This is a genomic window from Ruegeria sp. AB7 (assembly GCF_056542625.1).
In genome coordinates this window covers 34,129-56,117 of sequence record NZ_JBQGAC010000002.1, presented here as the reverse complement: position 1 = coordinate 56,117, position 21,989 = coordinate 34,129, and the positions used below count along the sequence as shown (strand labels likewise).

Sequence of the window (21,989 nt, the reverse complement as noted above, 5' to 3'; positions counted from 1 at the left end):
CCCTCGCAATTGGGCCAGGGAAACACGCCCCGGCCATAGATCCGTCAGGAGGGTGTATCAGAACGGCAGCTTGATGTCTGCGGGCAGGCCCATGCTTTCGGTCAGCTTGGCCATTTCTGCCTGCGAACGTTCCTGCGCCTTGGTTTGGGCGTCCTTGATCGCGGCGAGGATGAGGTCTTCGACTACTTCCTTATCGTCACCGTTAAAGATCGACGGGTCGATATCCAGACCTTTCAACTCGCCCTTGGCGGTCGCGGTGGCCTTGACCAGCCCGGCACCGGATTCGCCGACAACCATGATGGTGTTCAGCTCTTCCTGCATGTCAGTCATCTTGGTCTGCAGATCCTGCGCGGATTTCATCATCTTGGCCATGTCACCCAGGCCGCCTAAACCTTTTAGCATCGGTAATCTCCTGTCACTCGATTTGTGGCCTAGATACGAAGCGTAACCGCGCGGCACAAGAGGTCAGGATACTCCCGCCCGTCGTCAAGGTCTTTGGCAAGACCTTTCCTCCCGTTGGGCCCGGCAGTGCGTAAGGCGCGCTGCAGGGCCCATAGCCGCTCAGGTCGGCGCCAGCCGATGGCCCGTGGCGGGTGCGGGAGCATTTGGTTGAGGTGCGCTTATGCTCGAAAGTCAGTCCTCTTCAAACGGGTCCCATTCGTCTTCGACCTCGGGCAGGGCTTCGGTTTCGACTTGAGCGGCGCGTTGTTCTGCGGTTTCGATGCTCTTGATCCGCGCTTTCGGGAAATGAGTCAGCACTGCTTGCACCAGAGGATGCTGTTCAGCCTCGGCTTTCAGGGCCAAGTCTGCAGCGTCCCGTACCTCGGCAATGGTCGGTGCGTTGCCCTCAGCGACAATAGAAACGGCCCACCGGTTGCCTGTCCAACGCTGCAGCGACGCGCCCAATCGTTGTGACAGGTCGGTCGGGGCGTTGTCGGTTGGGGCGAACTCGATCCTGCCCGGTTGGTAGGATACCAGACGCACGCCGTTTTCAACCTCGACCAACAACTTCACGTCCCGGTTGGCTCGGATCAGTTCGACCACATGTTCAAATGTTGGATAGCGTGCCAGCGCTGCCTGCACATCTTGGGCTAGCGCGGCCGTTGGCACGCCTGCGTTGCCGCCGATTCCCGATGCGGCATAGGCCGGTCGGGCCACAGCCTGTGGCGCGGCAGGAGCATGTCCCGGCGCACCGATTCCCTTGCCGGGGCCACCATTGGGCGGCGGAGGCGTATCTTGCAGACGCTTGATCAGCTCCTCCGGGCTGGGCAAGTCGGCCACATGGGTCAGGCGGATCACGGCCATTTCCGCAGCCATCATTGCGTTGGGTGCGGCGGAAACTTCCTCAAGCGCTTTCAGCAGCATTTGCCACAAGCGTGTAAGGACTCGCATGGGCAGAGCCTCGGCCATTTGTTGACCTCGGGCGCGTTCGTCGGGGGAAACGGTGGGATCTTCGGCGGCATCCGGGGTGATCTTGACCACCGAAACCCAATGCGTGATTTCTGCCAGATCGCGTAAGACGGCGAGTGGATCAGCCCCTTCGGCATATTGCCCGCTCAGCTCGGTCAACGCGCCTGCAGCATCGCCGCGCAGGATCATATCCATCAGATCCAGCACCCGGCCCCGATCGGCCAGCCCCAGCATCGCGCGCACCTGATCCGCGCTGGTTTCACCGGCCCCGTGCGAGATCGCTTGATCCAGCAGTGAGGTCGCATCCCGCGCCGATCCCTCGGCGGCCCGGGTGATCAACGATAACGCATCCTCGGCAATCTGTGCCCCTTCGGCACCTGCAATCTTGCGCAGCAGTCCGATCATATCCTCCGGCTCGATCCGGCGCAGATCAAAGCGCTGGCAACGGGACAGGACGGTCACCGGGACCTTGCGAATCTCGGTGGTGGCAAAGATGAACTTCACGTGTTCGGGGGGTTCTTCCAGCGTCTTGAGCAGCGCGTTAAAAGCGCTGGTCGACAGCATGTGAACCTCGTCGATGATATAGATCTTGTAGCGCGCGGATGCAGCGCGATAGCGTACGCTGTCGATGATCTCGCGGATGTCATTGACACCGGTGCGGCTGGCGGCGTCCATCTCCATCACGTCGACATGGCGGCCCTCCATGATAGCCACGCAATGTTCACATTGACCGCAGGGTTCGGTTGTAGGGCCGCCGCTGCCATCGGGACCGATGCAGTTCATACCCTTGGCTATGATCCGAGCGGTCGTCGTCTTGCCGGTACCGCGGATGCCGGTCATGATGAAGGCCTGCGCGATCCGGTCCGCCTCGAAGGCGTTTTTCAGAGTGCGCACCATGGCGTCCTGACCGACCAGATCGGCAAAGGTTTCGGGGCGGTATTTGCGGGCAAGAACCTGGTAGGCGGGGCTGGGCGTCTCGGTCATGTCTGCTCTGTCGGATTCGCGTTACGCCGCAGCGTAGAGGCCCTCGCCGCCCGCGTCCACAGCCAGCCGGGACGATTTTCATTTTGGAATGCGTGGGTATGCGGCTAAAATCCACTCTATTCTATTTACTGGACCAGTATGTTGTTGGGTGAAGTTTGTTTGGGGGGAGATTATGTCGCAACTGGTGGTTTATGCGTTGCAGGTTGGCGGAGGCACCTTGGCCTTGTCCTCGATGCCTGGGCGTGGAGGAACGTATGCAGAAGACCTTGATCTTATCGCAGACTGGAAGCCGGGACTTGTGATCTCGATGACCACTGAGGTCGAGATGATTCAGGATGGTGCGCGGAATTTTGGCGCTGATATTCAGGGGCGTGCCAGCAGATGGGTGCATTTGCCGATCGAAGATTTTGGCACGCCACCCAAAGAGATTTTGGACCGCTGGCCCCGCGTTGGCGCGACCGCACGTCAGGCGTTGTCAGGTGGTGGCCGTGTGCTAGTGCATTGCCGTGGTGGCTGTGGCCGATCCGGGATGGTGGTTCTGCGTCTGATGGTTGAATGCGGTGAACGGCCTGAGGCGGCATTGAAGCGATTGCGTACGGTGCGTCCTTGCGCAGTCGAGACAAATGCCCAGATGCTTTGGGCCGTTGAACCGGCCCGTGTTCAAGCCGTTTGACGGCTTAGACACCAACATGTGGCGAGATTTCGCCACCGTTGTGCTGCACCAGAAGCGAAGCCTCAAGCATGGCGCAAGGAGGATTCCTTAGCAGGTCTGCGGGTAGGCTGCGGTACTCGGTTCCGAACATCATGTCTGCGTAGTCATCCAGCCGGCCGGTATCGATTTCAGGATCGGTTCCGCAGAATACACGTATCTGGTCGCATTGGGCGCGAAAGCGGGCGGTGCATCCTTCCGGGCAGTGCGACAGATCTATGGTGCCTTCAATCTCAAACTCAGTTTTCGTGACCGGTTTTGTGGCGGACATGGTCTGCGTCAGAGCCCGCGCCATCTGTGCCAATGCGGGGCAGGGTGCGCCAGTACGTTGGCACACGGTCGCCGCGAATTCGTGTGTTTTGGTCTTCCAGATCATCAATGCGCCCTCCGCGCGCAAGGCGCGGGCGTGGCACAGGTTGGTCGTTGCGGAGCACGATCAAACCCGTCCCGGACACCCCGCCCGAGTTTCGGTTCTACATCTGATGGCAGGTCTCCTGACTTGCGGGTCATCGCTTTGCCGACCTTCCCAGCCTTCAAGGCCAGTGGTATCTCGGCATTGCTCTCCGCTTACAGTTGCGGGGGCAGTCTCGGACTAGGTTCTTTCCGGATTTATCCGGGCAGAACCGCACCGTGTTCCCTTTTCATCCCGGCCCGATTGGGCGCGAGAACCATCGCGACATGGCTATCGGCTGCGCCGTGCCCGAGTCAAGAAGATTGCGTCAGGCAAGTGACGTACGGTCCAGCCACGTCAACCTTGACTTGAGGCGCTTCGGGTGAACTGATCAGTTCAGTCGGTATTGGAGGGCACCATGTTGGACACACAGCAGGCGGTTGTGACCGAGGATTTTCAGATCCCGTCCGACCCGGCAATGTTGTCGGCGCGGCTTTACCGTCCGGTTGCCGACCCCGAAAAGGTGGTCGTCATAAACGGTGCGACTGGGGTGCCGAGGGATTACTATCAGTACTTCGCCCGATGGCTCGCCGAAGAACAGGGCATGGCCTGCCTGACTTACGATTACCGGGATTTTGGTCACTCTTTGGTGGGTTCGCAAAAGCGGTCAAATGTCACCATGGCCGATTGGGCGTTGATCGACATTCCATCCGCCCGGGCCGAGATGCGCCGACGGTTTCCGCAGGCCAAGCTATGGAGCATCGGTCATTCCTTGGGCGGAATGTTTGGCCCGATCCAACCCGATATCGATCAGATTGACAGGATGATCTGTGTCTGTTCGGGTCTGGTAACGCTGGCGGATCACCCTTGGCCTTATCGCGCTTTGGCGGCGTTGTTCTGGTTTGGTCACGCGCCGCTGGTGGTCAAGGCGCTTGGCTACCTGCCCGGACGGTTGGTCGGGTTTGGATCGGACCTGCCTGCCCAAGTCTATTGGCAATGGCGCAAATGGTGCACCGCCCCCAAAAGCTATGTGCCAGAGATCGACACGACACTGCCCGCCGCCCGCTGGGAAGACTTGGGCAAACGTGTCGATCTGTTTACCTTCGCAGATGATGAAATGGTGCCGCCGGATGCTGTCTGGCGTCTTGCCGATCTCTATGGACCCAAAGCCGGGCGCCATCTGCTTGCACCAAGCGAATTCGGAGTATCCAAGATCGGCCATATCGGTGCATTCGCAAGACGGAATGCGGCAGTCTGGCCTAGGCTGATCGCCTGATAGCGCTGGGCACCGGTAGGCCGTTGCCCAGCTTCGTTATAGCCCTTTGCGGGATTTTTTCTCGTGCATCACGCTGCGCACCATCTTGCCGAACGCCTTGTCGCGGGCGCGGGCCTGCGCCACCGAAGCGGAATTGTGTTGGTCTTCACGCCGCAGCTTGCGCCAGCGGTCCAGCCGCGCGGGATCAAGCGTACCAGCGTCGATTGCCGCCTGCACCGCACATCCGGGCTCTGTCTCGTGCTGACAATCCGAGAAGCGGCAATTCAGGCTGAGGTCTGAGATGTCCGAGAACACCTCATCCAACCCCTCTTGTGCATCTAGCAGACGTAACGCGCGCATGCCGGGCGTATCGATCAGCCAGCCGCCATTGCGCATGCGATGCAAGGCGCGTGCCGTTGTTGTGTGCCTGCCGCGCGCATCGTCTTCGCGAATACCTGCGGTGGCCTGATCCTGCCCCGTCATCCCGTTGGCGAGCGTCGTTTTCCCAACGCCGGATGATCCAAGCAAGGTGCTGGTTTGTCCTTTCGGACACCACGACAGAACTTGTTCGAGATCGCCGTGATCCAGCGCGTTGACCGCAAGTACCGTCAGAAACGGGGCGAGCGATTGGGCTTGATCTACATAAAGGCTCGGATTATCGCACATGTCCGATTTGGTCAGAACGACCACCGGATAGCAGCCTGCCTGATGCGCCAGCGCAAGATACCGCTCCAATCGTGGCAGATTAAAATCGGCGTTGCAGGAACTGACGATGAATAGCACGTCTACATTTGCAGCGATCAACTGCGCTGCAGCTCCGGTACCTGCCGCTCGGCGTTGAAGCAGGCTTCGCCGGTCTAGCATACGGCGTATTCGTTTGTTTTCATCCACCAGAACCCAATCTCCGACGGCATATGCACCGGTTGATTGATCCGGAGATAACAAAGGCGATTCACCTTCAGGGCTCAGCCCGATCAGTCGATCCCGGTGTACGGCCGAGATGCGATACGGAAGAAGTGACGGATCAGCCGTATGCTGAGCCGCGAAATGAGAGGACCATCCGAGGTCCGATAAGGAAAGTAACATTGGTCTGCCTGTGATCAGAAACAGCAATCCCGTCGAATGGCAATCGCGCATCCGCCGGCGACGTGTTCAGGCAATCAGTTGATCGGAAAGGATCAGAACCGGTCTGCCCGAAGGGTTTTTGCTACAATCATAAACGCCCTCCTGCGGCTGATAGGTTCTAAGTGAGAGGTTGGACATCGACCCAAGCGGGGCTCGTTGTGGCTGCTTCCTTCCGGACCTGACCAGGTTGGCGAGGCGCTCGCCCGCGCCAACCTCTCAAAGCCGATATAGGTGCATCCCCTGAAAATGGCAACCCGTCAGAAGGCCAGATGAATACGCATGAAACCATCCGCATCGTTGGGCAGAATGCGTGGATGATACTCAGCAAGCTCTGCAACATGGTGTAGCGCGCGCGGCCCCGTTGTCAGGATCGCGCCCTGCCTTTGGTTTGGTACAAAAGAAAAGGGGCGTGGTGCATGCGCGAGTGGGTCGGCGGGCAATGTGCCCGCGACGTATTTGCATAGAATATCCTGTATGCTGATCTGAGGCAGGTCAATCGTACGGGCTTGTCGCGCAATTGGAAAATGACCACCGCCATTGGCCCGGTAGTTATTGGTGGCGACAAGGAAACTCTGGTCAGGCGCAATCTGCCGCCCATCGAATTCCAGGTTGCGAATGCGGGAAAATGCCGGATCAATCACTCGACCGAGCGTATCGAACCGCGCCGGTTGCGAAAGATCGATCTGGTAGGTGACGCCATGCAGGACATCGAAGTTGAAGCCCGTGCGCTGAGGATCGGCAAGATCGATCGGGGCGTCTGAGCCAAGTTGATGGAACAGCCCGGCTGACATCTCAAGCCAGTCCCGAATCTGAGAACCTGAGGCCAGCACCGCGCGCAATTCATTAGGAAAGACACTGAGATCGGCGATATGTCGAACTGAAATCTCGCCTGAGGGGATATCAGTGTAGTACTTGCTTCCTGCGCGCCCGCCGAACTTTGCCGGGGCGGCTGACGATATGATCGGCAAATCTGCCCAGTCGGTATCGACCAAGTGCGGGCGTAGGGCAGCGGCCTGAGCCGCCGCAACCAAGGCCAGGCCGCGATCCGGTACGCAATATGAGAAGTAGCTGTGCAGCGTGTGTGGGATTGTGCCCACTGGCCTGGTCACCCTTTTGCGCGTCGCAGCGTGGCCGATCGCAAACAGCTCTGTGATCCTTTGGCATTCGGGTATTTCTGTACCCGATTGAGCGATTGCCCGTGCTTCGACATGGCTGCCTGTAATGCGCCAATCGCCGGTGGTATCTTTTTGCAGTGTCAGATCAATGATCCCAAGATGAGACCCGGCCCAACCCTGCATGACAACCGGCGTTCCATGGACAAGCCCCCGCGTACTGTCGACGAATGGATAACCATCATGCGCCTTTCCGGGCAGTGTCAGATGGGTGTGGCCTGCGACGACGGCATCAATCAGCGGCATCTCAGCCAGCGGGATGATCGCGTTTTCCATATCCGGCTCGGCCATTGCCGATCCCAGTCCGGTATGCGCAAGGGCGACAATCAGGTCGCAACCTTGCACGCTGAGATATTCAGCAGCGCGCCGCGCAGCGGCCAGAATGTCTGTTACCACGACCCGGTCCGTTAGCAGATGTGCTTCCCACTGTGCGGTTTGAGAGGGCAAAACAGAAAGAACCCCGATGCGGATTGCGGTGTCCTGTCCATTTAGTCTGACAACCCGATGCAGAATCGTGTGTGCATCCCAACCTTGTTCGGTCTGAGTGGTTTGCATATTGCTGCAAATCATTGGGCAGGCGGTTTGGCGAGCGATGCGATTGACGAGTTCCAGCCCAAATCCGAAATCGTGATTACCCAATCCGATCGCGTCATAGTTCAACGTGTTGAACGCGCGTGGCAGGGGATGGGCGTCTGGCACGTGTTCAGCTGCCCAGTTGCCAAATGGCGTTCCCTGCAGGCTATCACCATTGTCAAACAACAGCACAAGGGCGTCGTCGCGTTCAGCCTGTCTGCGCGCCTCGTGAATCAGGCTGGCGGTACGGGTCAAACCAATCGCAGGTTCGGGGCGATCCGAATAGTAATCATATGACGTCAGGTGCATGTGTAGATCGGATGTTGCAAGGATTCGAATCCGTGCGCTATCACCCGCATCTCTTCGTCGTCGCATTAAATGCTTTGATTTCAATATCTTCAACTTCTAGCTGTCAGTGTGCCAACGTTTCCACCATGAGGTCGATTTAATGCAATTTCCGGGGCGATGCTGCGGTCATTCCGCGGCAGGGTCGAAAAATGTTTGGTCGATACCCGTTGCACGATCAGGTAAGACGTGGCAGCCCTTTGCGCGGCAGTCAGGAACGGCAGGCATGAAACGCGCAGAACAGGTGACATTTGGCGGCTCGGCACTGGATCGGGCGGGTTTGCTGCGCGGCGACGCGGACAAACTGGCACAGGTTTATCGTGACCCTTTGGCAACATGTGTGTTGCTGTGGCGCGGCAAAATGTTGGTTGAGGGTGAGGCACTGGACCGGCTCGTCCGGCTTCCGATGACGCACAAGATTCTCGAACAGGGCCCGGGCGGTGTGATCGAGCAACCGATTTTCCTTGGAAAATCCGAGGATGGATCGCCGCTTTTTGCCATGGACATCTCGGGCTGGGCGGCTGAAGGGCTGGATTTATCCGGTGTCGGAGATTTTGTCGACCGCAGCGAACAGCAGCACCCTGATCTGCCCGAGGGGTGTGTCTTTGCCGAGCTGCGCCGCATCATGACACGCCTCAACCCACGAGACGCAGAGATTGCGGCAACCGCCAAGGCGGTGATCGGCTGGCACGAAACGCATCAATTCTGTGCCCGATGTGGTGCCCGCAGCGAGATGTCTCAGGGTGGATGGCAGCGCAGTTGCCCGGCCTGCGGCGGCCAGCATTTCCCGCGCACCGATCCTGTGGTCATCATGTTGATTACCCATGGCAATTCGGTGCTGATGGGGCGCTCTCCGGGCTGGCCTGAAGGCATGTATTCGCTTTTGGCTGGTTTTGTTGAGCCCGGTGAAACGCTGGAAGCCGCTGTGCGGCGCGAAGTGATGGAAGAGGCGGGCGTGCCCGTGGGTGCGGTGAGCTATCTCGCAAGCCAACCCTGGCCCTTTCCCGCATCCCTGATGTTTGGATGCGCAGGCGAGGCGTTATCGCGCGATATCCAGATCGATCCGGTCGAGATCGAGGATGCGATCTGGGTCACACGGACCGAGATGATGCAGGCCTTCGCTGGGGATCACCCTAAGCTGTTGCCTGCCCGAAAAGGTGCGATTGCGCACTTTTTGTTGCAACACTGGCTTGCAGACACGTTGGACTGACGAGAAACTGAACCCAATCTAGGGCAGAGAAAAGCAATCATGCAGTTTTCAGCGCAGGAAGATATCGATGTCCCAATCGAGACGGTCTTCAACATGGTCTCGGATTTTGAACGCTTCGAACGCAAAGCCTTGCGGCGCGGGGTCGATGTGCGTCGGGTCACGGGGTCGGTTGTGCCGCAGGCCGGAATAACCTGGGAGACCGAATTCAAGATACGTGGCAAGCCACGTCATATCATTATCGAGATGACTGAATGCGACCGCCCGTCCTTGATGCGGTTCCAGTCCAGCAGCAAGGGAATGAACGGCGACACGGTGATCGAGCTTTTGGCGCTTTCCCAACGTCGGACACGGCTGCGCGTTGAAACATCGCTGGGTGCGAAAACGCTGCCCGCCCGCCTATTGCTTCAATCCCTGAAGTTAGGGCAATCCCGATTCAGGCGGCAGTTCCAGACCCGTCTCAGCGAATTCGCGCGCGATATGGAGGAACGACACCTCCATGGTGTCTGACAACCGAGAAGTAGATGAGCACTTTAATGAGACCGATCATACGCGACGCTGTCGAAGCCGATGCGGATGGCTTGTCCGGTGTGCTAACAGCGCTTGTAGCGGCTGGAAAGCGGACCAAGCCCGCCGACAGCGCCTTTGCACTGACGCATTACATCTGCGACCCTGAGCGGATTCAGTGTAGCCTTGCCGTTGCGCCGGACGGACAGATACTGGGTTTCCAGTCGTTGAAGCTTGCCACCCGAAACAACCCGTATGGCGTTGCGGTCGGGTGGGGCATCATTGGGACGCATATCAAACCGTCCGCAGCGCGATGTGGTATCGGTCGGGCGTTGTTCAAACGTTCTCTTCAAGCTGCTAGGCAGCAGGGATTGCCCGCTATCGATGCTACGATCGGGGCCGACAATTCCGACGGCCTTGGCTATTATGAGGCGATGGGGTTCAGAGAGTACCGGCAGATGGATGGCGCGATTTGCAAGGTCTATCGCATGGGGACCGGAGTGACCAACCCGTAATCCGCCGCACTTTCAGGATGTCGCACCGAAGGATTCAAGTTATCGTTCTAAGCTGCAAGCGTAGCTGCCCCGCCTATCCAGGCCGTTCCTTTGAAGGGGCGAGCCGATTGCCTGCACTATCCACGAGGTTGCGCCGCCGGATAAACGCCGAGGACTTCTACGTTGGTGGTAAAATGCTCAAGCTCATCCATCGCCAGTTGCACATTTCGATCGCATGGATGACCCACGATATCGGCATAGAACTGGGTCGCGGTGAAGGACCCGTCGACCATATAGCTTTCCAGCTTGGTCATGTTGATTCCGTTGGTGGCAAATCCGCCCATCGCTTTGTACAGCGCTGCCGGGATGTTACGCACCTGAAAGACAAAACTTGTGATCATGCCGTGATCACCACGGCGCGATTCGTCGGCCTCACGAGACATCACCAGAAAACGGGTCGTGTTGTCGCCCTGATCCTCAATGTGACGGGCCAAAACGTTGAGGCCGTAAATCTCACCTGCCAGCTCACTGGCTAACGCTGCGGAGTGTTTGTCGCCGATCTCGGCGACCTCGCGTGCGGCACGAGCATTATCCGGGCTGACCCTGCCACGAATTCCGTGTTGCTTCAGGAAACCTGCGCATTGTGGTAGCAAGACGAGGTGGGAATGCGCCTCAGTGATATCCGCCAGAGTCGCGCCCGGTACGCCCAACAGGTTGATGTGCACGCGCACAAATGCTTCGTCGATGATGTGCAGCCCGCTATGCGGAAGCAGGCGGTGAATATCGGCCACACGACCATAGGTGGTATTTTCCACCGGTAGCATGGCCAGATCAGCCTCACCTGAGCGCACTGATTCGATCACATCTTCGAAAGTGCGGCAGGGCAGGGCGTCCATATCCGGTCGCGCGTTCCGGCAGGCTTCGTGACTGTATGCGCCGGGTTCTCCCTGAAATGCTATGCGATTGGTCATTTGGTCGTTTCCGTGCAACAAGTTCTTGAATTGGGCGTTTAGTCGCGGTGTCTATACCTTGCGTCTTCTCAGGGGAAGCCTTAGACACCCCGCAGACAGCTGAAATGGACACGCGATCAAAATGTTCGACACGATGACAGTTACCAAAGCCGCAGCCGGCTTGTTTGGCACCTTCCTGGTGTTGCTTCTGGCAAAATGGGGGGCGGATGTCCTCTATAGCTCTGACAGCCATCTTGCCGAAGCTGCTTACATTATCGAAACCGAAAGCTCGGGCGAAAGCGCGGACGGCGAAGAAGTAGTCTTTGAAGATATGTTGGCTGCAGCCGATCCGGAAAAAGGCGCGCGCGTATTCCGCAAGTGCACCGCTTGCCACAAACTGGAAGACGGCGCCAATGGTACAGGTCCTTACCTTTATGGTGTCGTAGATCGCCCGGTTGCCTCAGCTAAAGGCTTTACCGGTTATTCGGCCTCGATGCAGGCGCATGGTGGCAACTGGACACCCGAAGCCCTGGACGCGTTCCTGGAACGCCCAAGCGCCTATATCTCGGGCACTTCGATGAGCTTTGCTGGCCTGAAAAAACCACAAGAACGCGCCGATCTGATTGCGTATCTGCAGACCATCGGCAACTGATCTGTTGATCAGATTTGCAGGATTGAAAGCCGCTGCCTTGCGCAGCGGCTTTATTTTTTGTCTGAGAAGAACTTCACAAAGCGTTCACGCATTCTAAACTTGCAACTGACAGTGCTGGACCTTTAGCTGGCGGGCACGACAATGAAGATGACAGAAATTCAGAGGACGAGCCTGATGAAACCCCTTCTGCCCCAGATGCGCTTTACCGGAATTCACGCTTGGGCTGCGGCTTTGGGGATTTCGGCGACATTGGTTCTGTGCAGCAGCGATCCTGCCCGTGCCAATGAAGAGGGCGTCACGCGCAGCCACGGGTATTCCTATTTCGGAAATCTGGATTATCCGGCCGACTATCCGTACTTGAACTACGTCAACCCAGACGCACCAAAGGGCGGAGAGCTGTCTTTGGCGGGCTCAGGTACGTTTGATTCCCTGAACCCTTATTCGCGCAAGGGGCGGGCAGGCGCTTTGACCACGCTTCAATATGACCCGCTGATCGAAAGCACCGCGGACAGTGTCGGGCAGTATTATGGGGTTGTTGCGGAAAGTATGGAATATGACGAAGGGCGCAATTATGTGATCTTCAATCTGCGCCCCGAAGCTATGTTCTGGGATGGCACCCCGGTGACTGCCGAAGACGTCGTCTATAGTCATCGTTTGTTCATTGAGCAGGGTTTGCCGTCTTATGCGCAAGCCGTCGGGCGCATGGTTACAGGGGCTGAAGCTCTGGATGACCACACTGTAAAATTTACTTTTAGTCCGGATGTCACCCGGCGCGGGTTGATCGAAACCGTCGGGTCGACCCCGGTATTTTCAAAAGCCTGGTTCGAGGCTGATGAAAGCCGTCGTCTGGACGAACCGCGGCTGGAGGTCGCCGTTGGTTCAGGTCCTTACAAACTGGACAGCTATGACATCAACCGTCGTATAGTCTACAAGCGTCGCGACGATTATTGGGGCAAGGATCTGCCGATCAACATAGGCCGCAACAATTACGACACTATCCGGATCGAGTATTTCGCGGATCAAACCGCCGCCTTCGAAGGGTTCAAGGCGGGCGAATACACGATGCGTATCGAAAGTGACCCCAAGCTCTGGGCCTCTAGTTACGATTTCCCGAAACTCAGCGAAGGGTTTGTCGTGCAGGACGAGATCGTGGATGGTAGCCCACCAACGCCGTCGGGTTTCGTTTTCAATCTGGGCAAGCCTCAATTTGCCGACAAGAATGTGCGTAAAGCGCTGGCGCTGGCGTTCAATTTCGAATGGGCAAATGAATCGCTGATGTTCGGTCTGAACGCACCGCGCAGTTCATTTGTGCAGGGGACACATCTTGAAGCGACAGGCGTGCCGGAGGGTGCCGAACTGGCGTTTCTGGAAACGCTTGGTGATGTGGTTCCGGCCGAGGTGTTCAGCGAGCCTGCGCTTGTCGTCCACGAATCCAATCCAGCTCGGTTGAACGACCGTCGCAATTTGCGGCAAGCCTCGAAACTGCTGGACGAGGCTGGTTGGCCCGTCGGCGACGGCAATCTACGCCGCAATGCCGATGGGCAGACGCTGAAGGTCAATATTCCGTATGCGTCGAGCATTCCAACCTCGACCGCCACCATGATCGAGACCTATGTGCAGAACCTGCAGTCGATCGGTGTGGATGCTTCGGCAGAGAAGGTAGATCCTTCTCAATTCACCCTGCGGCGGCGTGAGCGTGATTATGATATGGTATATTCGAACCGCTACGGCTCGTTCCTGTCGACCGGCGGGGGTCTCAGTCAGATGTACGGATCGGAGGAAGCCGCGTTCAGCTTGTTCAACCCTGCCGGTCTTGCCAGCCCGCTTGTTGACGCTGTGATCGAAGCGTCATTCGACACGACAAATCAGGCAGAACAGGATGCTGCGCTGATGGCGTTGGATCGTGTCTTGCGTTATGAGTTCTTCGTCATTCCCGATGGGTATGTGGCGGATTACTGGACGGCTTATTACGACATGTACGAATACCCTGAAAACCTGCCTCCATTCTCGCTTGGGTATCTCGATCTGTGGTGGATCAACCCCGAGAAAGAGGCTGACCTGAAAGCCAAAGGCGCGCTGCGATAACATGGGCGCCTATATCCTAAGACGCCTGTTGCTGGTCATTCCGACCCTTCTGGGCATCATGATCGTCAACTTCACGCTGGTGCAGTTCGTGCCCGGTGGTCCCATTGAACAGATCATCGCGCAGATCGAAGGGCAGGGCGACGTCTTTGCTGGGTTCGCTGGTGGAGGCGATGCCGGAGCTGGGGCCGAGACCGCAGGTGGTGCCTTTGATGACAAATACGTCGGTGCGCGTGGCCTTCCGCCCGAATTCATCGCTGAACTGGAAAAAGAGTTTGGCTTCGACAAACCGCCACTGGAACGCTTTCTGGGCATGATGGGCAACTACCTGACGCTGGATTTTGGCGAGAGCTATTTCCGCTCGATCAGTGTGATTGATCTGGTGCTGGAAAAGATGCCGGTGTCTATTTCGCTGGGTCTGTGGTCGACGTTGATCGCCTATCTGGTCTCGATCCCGCTAGGTATCCGCAAGGCGATCAAGGACGGGTCGAGCTTTGATACTTGGACCAGCGGTGCGATCATCGTGGCCTATGCGATCCCCGGTTTCCTGTTTGCCATTCTGCTGCTGGTGTTGTTCGCCGGTGGCTCTTACTGGCAGATTTTCCCGCTACGGGGTTTGACCTCGGACAACTGGGACAGCCTCAGCCTGTTTGGGAAGATTACTGACTATTTCTGGCACATCGCTTTGCCGATAATCGCGCTGACCATCTCGGCCTTTGCAACGCTGACGCTGCTGACCAAGAACTCGTTTCTGGATGAGATCAAGAAGCAGTACGTGATGACCGCTCGCGCCAAGGGTTTGAGTGAAAGTAAGGTGCTGTATGGTCATGTCTTCCGCAACGCGATGCTGATCGTGATTGCAGGTTTCCCTGCTGTATTCATTGGTGTGTTCTTCGGTGGATCGATCATCATTGAAACCATTTTCTCGCTCGATGGTCTTGGGCGTCTGGGCTTTGAGGCCGCAGTGGCGCGCGACTATCCGGTAATTTTTGGTACGCTTTTCATATTTGGCCTGATGGGGCTGGTCGTCGGCATTATCAGCGATCTGATGTATGTGCTCGTTGACCCGCGTATCGATTTCGAAAAGCGGGAGGGGTAAATGGCACTCTCCCCTCTCAATCAGCGCCGTTGGCGCAACTTCCGGCGCAATGGCAGGGCGTTCTGGTCGCTGATCATCTTCTCGGTGTTGTTCGGCCTATCGCTGTTTGCCGAGTTCATCGCCAACGACAAACCGATCCTGGTAAAGTACCGGGGTGAAATCTACACGCCTGTCTTCAACTTTTACGCCGAGACTGAGTTCGGCGGTGATTTCCAGACCGAGGCGATCTATCGCGACCCCGAGGTCATGTGCCTGATCGATAGCGGCGGATTGGATCAGTGCTTCGACGACCCCGAAGGTATTATCGACGAAATCAAGGCGGGCACGTTCGAAGCGGATGGGTTTGAGCGAGGCTGGGCCATCTGGCCTCCAATCCCGTATTCCTTCAACACCAGCGTGGACCGCCCGGGCGCTGCACCGCTGCCGCCCAATGGTCAGAATCTGCTCGGCACTGACGACACCAAGCGAGATGTGCTAGCTCGTGTCATCTATGGCTTCCGCCTGTCGATCCTGTTCACTTTACTCGTCACCGGTGTGGCCAGTTTGATCGGCATTTTTGCTGGGGCCATTCAGGGGTTCTTTGGCGGTTGGCTGGATCTGATCTTCCAACGTATTATCGAGATCTGGTCGGCGACACCCTCGCTTTATGTCATTATCATCATGTTCGCGATTCTTGGGCGAAGTTTCTGGCTCTTGGTGATTCTGATGATCCTGTTCAGTTGGACCGGACTGGTGGGCGTCGTGCGCGCTGAATTCCTGCGGGCACGAAATTTGGAGTATGTCCGTGCCGCGCGGGCGCTGGGCGTGGGTAACATGACGATCATGTTTCGCCACATGCTGCCTAATGCGATGGTCGCCACGCTGACCTTCATGCCGTTCATCGTGACTGGAACCATCGGTGGGCTGGCTTCGCTGGATTTCCTTGGCTTCGGTTTGCCGTCTTCAGCACCGTCGCTTGGAGAGTTGACTTTGCAGGCGAAACAGAACCTTCAGGCGCCGTGGCTGGCCTTCACTGCCTTCTTCACCTTTGCCATCATGCTGTCGCTGTTGGTCTTCATTTTTGAAGGCGTCCGCGATGCGTTTGATCCCAGAAAGACCTTCTCATGAGCCTTTTGGATGTGAACAACCTCAAGGTCTCGTTTCGGCAGGACGGGCAGGTGAGTGCGGCAGTCAAAGGCGTGTCCTTTACCGTCGACCGGGGTGAAACGGTGGCTTTGGTGGGCGAATCCGGCTCGGGCAAATCCGTGACGGCGTTGAGCACTGTGTCGCTGCTGGGTGATAGCGCAATTGTCGAAGGCTCGGTCACTTATGAAGGGCAAGAGATGATCGGCGCGTCCGAAGACAGGTTGATGGACGTGCGCGGCAACGACATTAGTTTCATCTTTCAGGAGCCGATGACCTCGCTCAACCCGCTGCACACGATCCAGAAACAGATGGCGGAATCGCTGGCTCTGCATCAGGGCGTTACCGGCGATGAGGCGCGGAAACGGATTGTAGAACTGCTGACCAAGGTCGGCATCCGAGACCCCGAGGAACGGCTCGACAGCTATCCGCACCAGTTGTCCGGCGGGCAGCGTCAACGCGTGATGATCGCGATGGCGTTGGCGAACAAGCCGGACATTTTAATCGCGGATGAGCCGACAACGGCGCTGGACGTCACCATCCAGGCGCAGATTCTGGAGTTGCTGGCCGAACTGCAAAAGTCCGAGAACATGGGGATGTTGTTCATCACCCATGACCTTGGCATCGTCCGCCGCATCGCCGACCGGGTTTGCGTGATGAAGGACGGTGAAATCGTCGAAGCCGGAGTGACAACGGAGATTTTCGACAACCCGCAACACCCCTATACTCGCAAGCTTCTGGAGGCCGAGCCGTCCGGGCACCCCGACCCGGTGGCCCCGGATGCCGAAGAGGTAGCCCGCACCGATCACCTGAAAGTCTGGTTCCCGATCCAGCGCGGTTTCCTGAAACGGACTGTAGGCTATGTGAAGGCCGTCAACGACGCGACCCTCAGCGTCCGTGCCGGGGAAACGCTTGGGATCGTGGGGGAGAGCGGCTCGGGCAAGACGACGCTGGCGCTGGCGATCATGCGTCTGATCGCGTCCGAGGGCGGGATCACTTTCCGCGACCAGAATGTGCGCCGCTGGTCAACGCGCGAGTTGCGGCGATTGCGCAAGGACATGCAGATCGTATTTCAGGATCCGTTCGGCAGCCTCAGCCCGCGGATGACCTGCATGCAGATCATCGCCGAGGGGTTGGCCATCCATAAGGTCGATCCTCATCGCGCCCCGCGCGATCTGGTGGCCGAAGTGATGAACGAGGTCGGATTGGACCCCTCTGCGATGGACCGCTATCCGCATGAGTTTTCCGGCGGGCAACGCCAGCGGATCGCCATCGCCCGCGCCATGGTGTTGCGGCCCAAGCTGCTGGTTCTGGACGAGCCTACAAGTGCGCTGGACATGACCGTGCAGGTGCAGATCGTTGACCTGCTGCGTGACCTGCAAAGGAAATACGGGCTGGCCTACCTGTTTATCAGCCACGACCTGAAGGTCGTGCGCGCGATGTCACATAACGTAATCGTCATGCGAAACGGCGATGTCGTCGAGATGGGCGCTGCCGAAGATTTGTTCGAACACGCCCAGACCGATTACACGCGCGAACTGATCGCGGCAGCGGGCTGATACGCAGCCCGCGCCTTTGATGTCAGGCTATTTCCTTGTTTTTGGCTGACGCGGGAATGGGGCCGCGTAGCTCTTCATAGTGATCGAATTGTAGTTTGACCCAACCGGTCCCGCGGGTAGCACTGGCAAGTGTGCGGTGCAGTTCATCCTCGGCCACGGCGGGGAGTGTCGCATTGAATATTTCCCAGCCTGAGGCGTTGGGGTTGCCTTCAAACCCAAGAACCTGCCCCTGCAGCGAGCTGATCGTCGGGACAAGATCGCCGACGAAGGTTGAGGGCAGATGGATTTCGGCGTTCAGGATAGGTTGCAGGACGACGGGCTTCGCCTCTGGCAACGCTTCGCGCACGGCATTCTTGCCTGCAGTGCGGAAAGCATAATCCGAACTGTCCACGTTATGGTGTTTGCCGTCGCTGAGTGTCACCTTGACGTCCACAACTGGGAAGCCTTCAGGCCCTTCGATCAATGCGTCTTTGGCCCCGTGTTCAACCGAAGGAATGTAATTCCGGGGTACGGCCCCGCCTTTCACCACTTCCTCGAACTGGAACCCCGAGCCGCGCGGCAGCGGAGCGATGGATATGACCACATCGGCAAACTGCCCCGCACCGCCGGATTGCTTGCGGTGGCGATGGCGATGATCGACCTTTGTGCGAATGGTTTCGCGATAGGCGGTTCCGGCGGCTTCGGCCTCAATCTCGATGCCAAAATCCTCGGCGAGTTTGGCGGTCACGCGCCGCATATGCTGCGGACCTTGTGAGCCCAGAATGGAATGACCACTCAGCTCGTCTTGCTCCAGATGCAGGCCGGGGTCGATCTCAACCAGTCGGGTCAACGCATTCGACAGGCGCACGTCGTCTCGCTCATGCGCAGGTGATACGACCTGACGATGCGCGGCAGGATGGGATGAGGCCCATTCCGGCAACGGCGTTGCCGCCGCGCTGTCATAGATGAAGCCAGGATTAAGGTGGTCGGATTTGACAGCAAGGCCAATATGTCCGGCTTCAAGCGCGCTGATCTGTGTCTTGGCGTCCAAGGTTGTCAGATTTCCAACAGTTTCGCCACCAAGGGGTTCATGAGCTTTCACGCCGTCGCCCAGACCGCGCAATACGGTGATCTTGCCGATATGCTTCTTCACATCCGCAAAGCCAGCAATGGCACGGGCGTTTTCTTCGGCCTCATCCCGGTCAGCTGCAATGTTGAATTCAGGTGCTTCATGACGCAGCGCTTTCATCAAGCGGGTCAGACCGTTGCCATGGCTCGCGGCACCTAGGCAGGCCGGGATAAGCTGATGGTTCTGCAAGACCTGTGCGGCCAGCTCGTAGACCTCGTCGCTTGGGGGCTGTTTGTCCTCAATCAGTTGCTCCAGCAGATTGTCATCGAAATCCGATAGGGTCTCCAACAACTCGGTGCGTGCTTCCTGTTCGCGGTCTTCCGCTGATTGCGGTAGCTCGATCAGGGCCGAGGGCTGCCCCTCCTGATACTTCCAAGCGCGCTCTGAGATCAGATCGACTGCGCCGATAATGGTGTCTCCGTCCCGGATCGGCACCTGCCGCAGAGCGATGTGGTGGGTGCAATAGGTCTGCAGTGCAGCAACGATGTCGCGGATGCGACCGTTAGGGCTGTCCATGCGGTTGATGAATAAAAAACAGGGAATGCCGGCCTCTTCGACCAACCTTAGATACGGGGCACACAGAACGGCGGCATCGGGGTCAGGTGGGACAACCACAACTGCTGCGTCCGAGATCGCCATGGCTGGGCCGACATAGGCCAGCGCATCGCCGCCTCCGTCTACGTCCACCGCGCACCACGGTTCGTTTAAATAAGAAAAACCGTGCAGATGCACGGTTCCGGCAACATCGAATGTGGTGGGCCGCCCGTCGAGGCGGCTGATCGCTTCGACCAAGGTGGATTTGCCCGATTGGCTGGGGCCGAGGACGGTGAAAACGCGCATGAGTGCTGTCCCTCTTTCAGGTTGCAGTATGGCTGCACGAAAAGGGCTGTCGAACGCATGCGCGTCGGCAAGAACTGTCTGCGTTTGCCTGCCTCAGGCTGTGAAGAGGTGGGTCTCTCCACCCCTTGAGTGTGGAGAAAACCGAAGGCATGCGTCAAGCCCCCGTGCCGGTTTGTAAGGGAAGGTCGCGAAAAATGACCTGCCGAAGAGTGTTCAGATCGCGGAACTATGCCCAGCCTTACTCAGATCATACGTGTCAAAGCTGCGCGCGATCATGCGGGTCAGCGCACGTGCTTCGGGCGGTATGAACAATCCGTTTTCATCCACGCGTAGCAACCCGTCGAAGGCCGCGTTTGCCGTTGCGTACATTTGCTGCAGTTCCGCAGTTGAAATGTCATAATCGCGCAGAATCTCGGCCGAGTTGATCTGAAAATCGCACATCAATGCTTCGATCAGACGAGACCGTAGAACATCCTGACCTTTGAACAAATGCCCGCGCGACGTCGAGAACCGCCCTTCGCGTATGGCCTTCGTATGAGCCGAGGTTGCCGGTGCGTTTTGCGCATATCCTTGCGGGAAGCGTGAGATCGAGCTGGCACCCAAGCCAATCAGAATAGGAGCTTGATCGTCTGTATAGCCCTGGAAATTCCGTTTCAATCGACCAGCGCGCAGCGCATGGGTCAGCCCATCGTCCTGCGTCGCGAAATGGTCAATCCCGATCTCGGCATAATTGTCCCATAGGAACAGTCGCCGGGCGGTTTCAAAAAGTTCCAGTCGCTGTTCCGGTGTGGGCAGGGCATCCGATGGAATCAACTGCTGGCGCTTGGCCATCCACGGCACATGCGCGTAGCCATAGAGTGCGACCCGGTCAGGGTTCAGCGACAACAGCTTTTGCACACTTTCGGTCATGCGTGCCTTGGTCTGGTGGGGCAGGCCATAAAGGATGTCCGCATTCAGGCTGGATATACCACGCGCGCGGATCATCTCGGCAGCTTCGCGGGTGGTGTCATAGCTTTGAATGCGACCGATGGTTTTCTGGATTTCGTCGTCAAAATCCTGAACGCCGATCGATGCGCGATTCATCCCGGCTTCGGCCAGTGCATCCAGCCGGGCTTCGTCGATCTCATTCGGATCGATCTCGACGGAAAACTCGGCGTCTGGGCCTAAAGGCACAATCTCAAGGATTCGCGCGGCCAGATCCCGCATCAGGTCTGCATTCAACAGCGTCGGCGTACCGCCGCCCCAGTGTAGCCGCGACAATGTAACACCCTCTGGCAGGCGTGCCGCCAGCAGGTCCAGCTCGGCCTTTAGCACGTCGACATAGGCAATGACCGGGTTATCAGTCTGGGTGCCTTGTGTCCGGCAGGCGCAAAACCAGCACAGCCGACGGCAGAAGGGTACGTGGATGTAAAGCGAGATTGAACTGCCCGGAGCAATCCCGGAAATCCAGTCGCTAAACAGATCGGCCCCAACGTCATTGCTGAAGTGGGGTGCGGTGGGATAGCTTGTGTAACGCGGTACTTTCGCGTCAAAAAGTCCAAGCCGTGCCAGTTGAGGTTTCAGTGTCATAAAGATATGACTATAGCTGGAGGGCCCAGGGTACTTTGACCGAAATCAAATGGAAGCGCGAATGACACTCAAGGCCCAATTCGACCACACCAATTGCGCAGAATGCCCGATCCGGCATCGTGCGGTGTGCGCGCATTGCGAAAAGGACGAGCTGGAAGAGCTTGAGAACATCAAGTACTACCGCAGCTTTGAGGCGGGGCAGACAATCATCTGGTCCGGCGATCCGATGAATTTTGTCGGCTCGGTCGTGTCGGGAATCGCGTCTTTGACACAGACGATGGAGGATGGGCGCAGGCAAATGGTCGGCCTGCTGCTGCCCAGCGATTTCGTGGGTCGCCCTGGACGAGACAACGCGCCATACGACGTGGTGGCGACCACCGATCTAATGATGTGTTGTTTCCGCAAAAAGCCGTTCGAGGACATGATGATCACGACGCCGCACATCTCGCAGCGTCTGCTGGAAATGACGCTGGACGAATTGGATGCGGCCCGTGAGTGGATGCTGGTGCTTGGGCGCAAGACGGCGCGGGAAAAGATTGCCAGCCTGCTTTCGATCATCGCGCGCCGGGACGCATCGATTCATCAAGCCGGAATGGTAGCTCCGATTGTCTTTGACCTGCCACTGACGCGCGAGGCGATGGCCGACTATCTTGGGCTGACCCTGGAAACTGTCAGCCGGCAGATTTCCGCCTTGAAGAAAGATCAGGTCATTACTCTGGAAGGTAAACGCCATGTAACAATCCCCGATATGGGGCGCCTAATGGAAGAGGCGGGCGACGATACCGATGGCGGATTTCTGGTCTGATGCCTCAGCCCGCCGCCCTCGAACAATTGGG

General features: G+C 57.8%; 19 protein-coding genes, 1 other RNA gene and 1 riboswitch. Of the genes, 11 read left to right on the top strand and 9 right to left on the bottom strand.

What is annotated here, in order from left to right:
* Nucleotides 1–57: 57 nt before the first annotated feature.
* Both ACR0EN_RS06205 and ACR0EN_RS06200 read right to left on the bottom strand, forming a co-directional pair.
* On the bottom strand, nucleotides 58–402 hold the full coding sequence (locus ACR0EN_RS06205) for a YbaB/EbfC family nucleoid-associated protein (protein ID WP_170398693.1): 345 nt from the start codon (nucleotides 400–402) through the stop codon (nucleotides 58–60).
* Between the two features lie 231 nt (nucleotides 403–633).
* Entirely contained in the window at nucleotides 634–2,394 is a 1,761-nt protein-coding gene (locus tag ACR0EN_RS06200; RefSeq protein ID WP_170818441.1) for a DNA polymerase III subunit gamma/tau, read from the bottom strand.
* A 172-nt stretch (nucleotides 2,395–2,566) separates the two neighbouring features.
* On the opposite strand from ACR0EN_RS06200, the gene ACR0EN_RS06195 reads away from it, so the two are divergent.
* Entirely contained in the window at nucleotides 2,567–3,067 is a 501-nt protein-coding gene (locus ACR0EN_RS06195; protein ID WP_170508827.1) for a phosphatase domain-containing protein, read from the top strand.
* A gap of 4 nt (nucleotides 3,068–3,071) precedes the next feature.
* Here the strand turns inward: ACR0EN_RS06195 and ACR0EN_RS06190 are convergent, their stop codons facing one another.
* Nucleotides 3,072–3,479 carry a hypothetical protein gene (locus ACR0EN_RS06190; RefSeq protein WP_170562413.1) on the bottom strand — a complete coding sequence of 136 codons (408 nt, stop codon included), beginning with the start codon at nucleotides 3,477–3,479 and terminating at the stop codon, nucleotides 3,072–3,074.
* 91 nt (nucleotides 3,480–3,570) lie between these two features.
* Nucleotides 3,571–3,790, bottom strand: a riboswitch (cobalamin riboswitch).
* A gap of 122 nt (nucleotides 3,791–3,912) precedes the next feature.
* On the opposite strand from ACR0EN_RS06190, the gene ACR0EN_RS06185 reads away from it, so the two are divergent.
* Nucleotides 3,913–4,770 (top strand): serine aminopeptidase domain-containing protein, encoded by an 858-nt coding sequence (locus tag ACR0EN_RS06185; protein WP_170818442.1) that lies wholly within the window; start codon nucleotides 3,913–3,915, stop codon nucleotides 4,768–4,770.
* A gap of 36 nt (nucleotides 4,771–4,806) precedes the next feature.
* Here ACR0EN_RS06185 and rsgA read toward each other — a convergent pair whose 3' ends face one another.
* The 3 genes from rsgA to ACR0EN_RS06170 all read right to left on the bottom strand — a co-directional run bounded on the left by rsgA (nucleotide 4,807) and on the right by ACR0EN_RS06170 (nucleotide 7,994).
* Nucleotides 4,807–5,835, bottom strand: a complete 1,029-nt coding sequence (rsgA, locus tag ACR0EN_RS06180; RefSeq protein WP_170818443.1) for a ribosome small subunit-dependent GTPase A — start codon at nucleotides 5,833–5,835, stop codon at nucleotides 4,807–4,809.
* 159 nt (nucleotides 5,836–5,994) lie between these two features.
* An RNA gene (gene ffs / locus ACR0EN_RS06175) (signal recognition particle sRNA small type) lies at nucleotides 5,995–6,093 on the bottom strand.
* A gap of 38 nt (nucleotides 6,094–6,131) precedes the next feature.
* Nucleotides 6,132–7,994, bottom strand: coding sequence for a bifunctional 2',3'-cyclic-nucleotide 2'-phosphodiesterase/3'-nucleotidase (locus ACR0EN_RS06170; RefSeq protein WP_480585744.1), 1,863 nt, complete (start codon nucleotides 7,992–7,994; stop codon nucleotides 6,132–6,134).
* A 196-nt stretch (nucleotides 7,995–8,190) separates the two neighbouring features.
* Between ACR0EN_RS06170 and nudC the strand changes: the two genes are divergently transcribed.
* From nudC to ACR0EN_RS06155, 3 genes are read left to right on the top strand one after another with little or no spacing between them, the layout of a single operon-like run.
* Entirely contained in the window at nucleotides 8,191–9,174 is a 984-nt protein-coding gene (nudC, locus tag ACR0EN_RS06165; RefSeq protein WP_480585741.1) for an NAD(+) diphosphatase, read from the top strand.
* Between the two features lie 39 nt (nucleotides 9,175–9,213).
* On the top strand, nucleotides 9,214–9,681 hold the full coding sequence (locus ACR0EN_RS06160) for an SRPBCC family protein (protein WP_170406543.1): 468 nt from the start codon (nucleotides 9,214–9,216) through the stop codon (nucleotides 9,679–9,681).
* 26 nt (nucleotides 9,682–9,707) lie between these two features.
* Nucleotides 9,708–10,193 carry an N-acetyltransferase family protein gene (locus ACR0EN_RS06155; protein ID WP_480585738.1) on the top strand — a complete coding sequence of 162 codons (486 nt, stop codon included), beginning with the start codon at nucleotides 9,708–9,710 and terminating at the stop codon, nucleotides 10,191–10,193.
* A 116-nt stretch (nucleotides 10,194–10,309) separates the two neighbouring features.
* Here the strand turns inward: ACR0EN_RS06155 and ACR0EN_RS06150 are convergent, their stop codons facing one another.
* Entirely contained in the window at nucleotides 10,310–11,143 is an 834-nt protein-coding gene (locus tag ACR0EN_RS06150; RefSeq protein ID WP_480567836.1) for a prephenate dehydratase, read from the bottom strand.
* Nucleotides 11,144–11,264: 121 nt separating this feature from the next.
* On the opposite strand from ACR0EN_RS06150, the gene ACR0EN_RS06145 reads away from it, so the two are divergent.
* The 5 genes from ACR0EN_RS06145 to ACR0EN_RS06125 all read left to right on the top strand — a co-directional run bounded on the left by ACR0EN_RS06145 (nucleotide 11,265) and on the right by ACR0EN_RS06125 (nucleotide 17,636).
* Nucleotides 11,265–11,774, top strand: coding sequence for a c-type cytochrome (locus ACR0EN_RS06145; RefSeq protein WP_170398660.1), 510 nt, complete (start codon nucleotides 11,265–11,267; stop codon nucleotides 11,772–11,774).
* Nucleotides 11,775–11,948: 174 nt separating this feature from the next.
* The gene (locus ACR0EN_RS06140; RefSeq protein ID WP_170646703.1) at nucleotides 11,949–13,859 is read left to right on the top strand and encodes an extracellular solute-binding protein; all 1,911 of its coding nucleotides are present in this window, start codon (nucleotides 11,949–11,951) and stop codon (nucleotides 13,857–13,859) included.
* 1 nt (nucleotide 13,860) lies between these two features.
* The gene (locus ACR0EN_RS06135; RefSeq protein WP_480585734.1) at nucleotides 13,861–14,955 is read left to right on the top strand and encodes a microcin C ABC transporter permease YejB; all 1,095 of its coding nucleotides are present in this window, start codon (nucleotides 13,861–13,863) and stop codon (nucleotides 14,953–14,955) included.
* Nucleotides 14,956–16,062, top strand: coding sequence for an ABC transporter permease (locus ACR0EN_RS06130; protein WP_170398652.1), 1,107 nt, complete (start codon nucleotides 14,956–14,958; stop codon nucleotides 16,060–16,062).
* On the top strand, nucleotides 16,059–17,636 hold the full coding sequence (locus ACR0EN_RS06125) for an ABC transporter ATP-binding protein (protein ID WP_170818447.1): 1,578 nt from the start codon (nucleotides 16,059–16,061) through the stop codon (nucleotides 17,634–17,636). The genes ACR0EN_RS06130 and ACR0EN_RS06125 overlap by 4 nt, the downstream gene beginning before the upstream one ends.
* Nucleotides 17,637–17,658: 22 nt before the next feature.
* Here ACR0EN_RS06125 and ACR0EN_RS06120 read toward each other — a convergent pair whose 3' ends face one another.
* A complete protein-coding gene (locus ACR0EN_RS06120; RefSeq protein ID WP_480585731.1) occupies nucleotides 17,659–19,584 on the bottom strand; it encodes an elongation factor G in 1,926 nt (641 codons plus the stop codon).
* Nucleotides 19,585–19,797: 213 nt separating this feature from the next.
* A complete protein-coding gene (gene hemN / locus ACR0EN_RS06115; RefSeq protein WP_170398643.1) occupies nucleotides 19,798–21,153 on the bottom strand; it encodes an oxygen-independent coproporphyrinogen III oxidase in 1,356 nt (451 codons plus the stop codon).
* A gap of 61 nt (nucleotides 21,154–21,214) precedes the next feature.
* Between hemN and fnrL the strand changes: the two genes are divergently transcribed.
* Entirely contained in the window at nucleotides 21,215–21,958 is a 744-nt protein-coding gene (gene fnrL, locus ACR0EN_RS06110; protein ID WP_170406526.1) for a transcriptional regulator FnrL, read from the top strand.
* Nucleotides 21,959–21,989: the final 31 nt, after the last annotated feature.

Bases quoted from the DNA above. Each gene is read 5' to 3' on its own strand.
- ACR0EN_RS06150 (WP_480567836.1), bottom strand. From the start codon at position 11,143: ATGACCAATCGCATAGCATTTCAGGGAGAACCCGGCGCATACAGTCAC.
- ACR0EN_RS06155 (WP_480585738.1), top strand. From the start codon at position 9,708: ATGAGACCGATCATACGCGACGCTGTCGAAGCCGATGCGGATGGCTTG.
- ACR0EN_RS06170 (WP_480585744.1), bottom strand. From the start codon at position 7,994: ATGCGACGACGAAGAGATGCGGGTGATAGCGCACGGATTCGAATCCTT.
- hemN (WP_170398643.1), bottom strand. From the start codon at position 21,153: ATGACACTGAAACCTCAACTGGCACGGCTTGGACTTTTTGACGCGAAA.
- ACR0EN_RS06120 (WP_480585731.1), bottom strand. From the start codon at position 19,584: ATGCGCGTTTTCACCGTCCTCGGCCCCAGCCAATCGGGCAAATCCACC.
- ACR0EN_RS06200 (WP_170818441.1), bottom strand. From the start codon at position 2,394: ATGACCGAGACGCCCAGCCCCGCCTACCAGGTTCTTGCCCGCAAATAC.
- ACR0EN_RS06190 (WP_170562413.1), bottom strand. From the start codon at position 3,479: ATGATCTGGAAGACCAAAACACACGAATTCGCGGCGACCGTGTGCCAA.
- fnrL (WP_170406526.1), top strand. From the start codon at position 21,215: ATGACACTCAAGGCCCAATTCGACCACACCAATTGCGCAGAATGCCCG.
- ACR0EN_RS06125 (WP_170818447.1), top strand. From the start codon at position 16,059: ATGAGCCTTTTGGATGTGAACAACCTCAAGGTCTCGTTTCGGCAGGAC.
- ACR0EN_RS06140 (WP_170646703.1), top strand. From the start codon at position 11,949: ATGAAACCCCTTCTGCCCCAGATGCGCTTTACCGGAATTCACGCTTGG.
- nudC (WP_480585741.1), top strand. From the start codon at position 8,191: ATGAAACGCGCAGAACAGGTGACATTTGGCGGCTCGGCACTGGATCGG.
- rsgA (WP_170818443.1), bottom strand. From the start codon at position 5,835: ATGTTACTTTCCTTATCGGACCTCGGATGGTCCTCTCATTTCGCGGCT.
- ACR0EN_RS06135 (WP_480585734.1), top strand. From the start codon at position 13,861: ATGGGCGCCTATATCCTAAGACGCCTGTTGCTGGTCATTCCGACCCTT.
- ACR0EN_RS06195 (WP_170508827.1), top strand. From the start codon at position 2,567: ATGTCGCAACTGGTGGTTTATGCGTTGCAGGTTGGCGGAGGCACCTTG.
- ACR0EN_RS06160 (WP_170406543.1), top strand. From the start codon at position 9,214: ATGCAGTTTTCAGCGCAGGAAGATATCGATGTCCCAATCGAGACGGTC.
- ACR0EN_RS06205 (WP_170398693.1), bottom strand. From the start codon at position 402: ATGCTAAAAGGTTTAGGCGGCCTGGGTGACATGGCCAAGATGATGAAA.
- ACR0EN_RS06145 (WP_170398660.1), top strand. From the start codon at position 11,265: ATGTTCGACACGATGACAGTTACCAAAGCCGCAGCCGGCTTGTTTGGC.
- ACR0EN_RS06185 (WP_170818442.1), top strand. From the start codon at position 3,913: ATGTTGGACACACAGCAGGCGGTTGTGACCGAGGATTTTCAGATCCCG.
- ACR0EN_RS06130 (WP_170398652.1), top strand. From the start codon at position 14,956: ATGGCACTCTCCCCTCTCAATCAGCGCCGTTGGCGCAACTTCCGGCGC.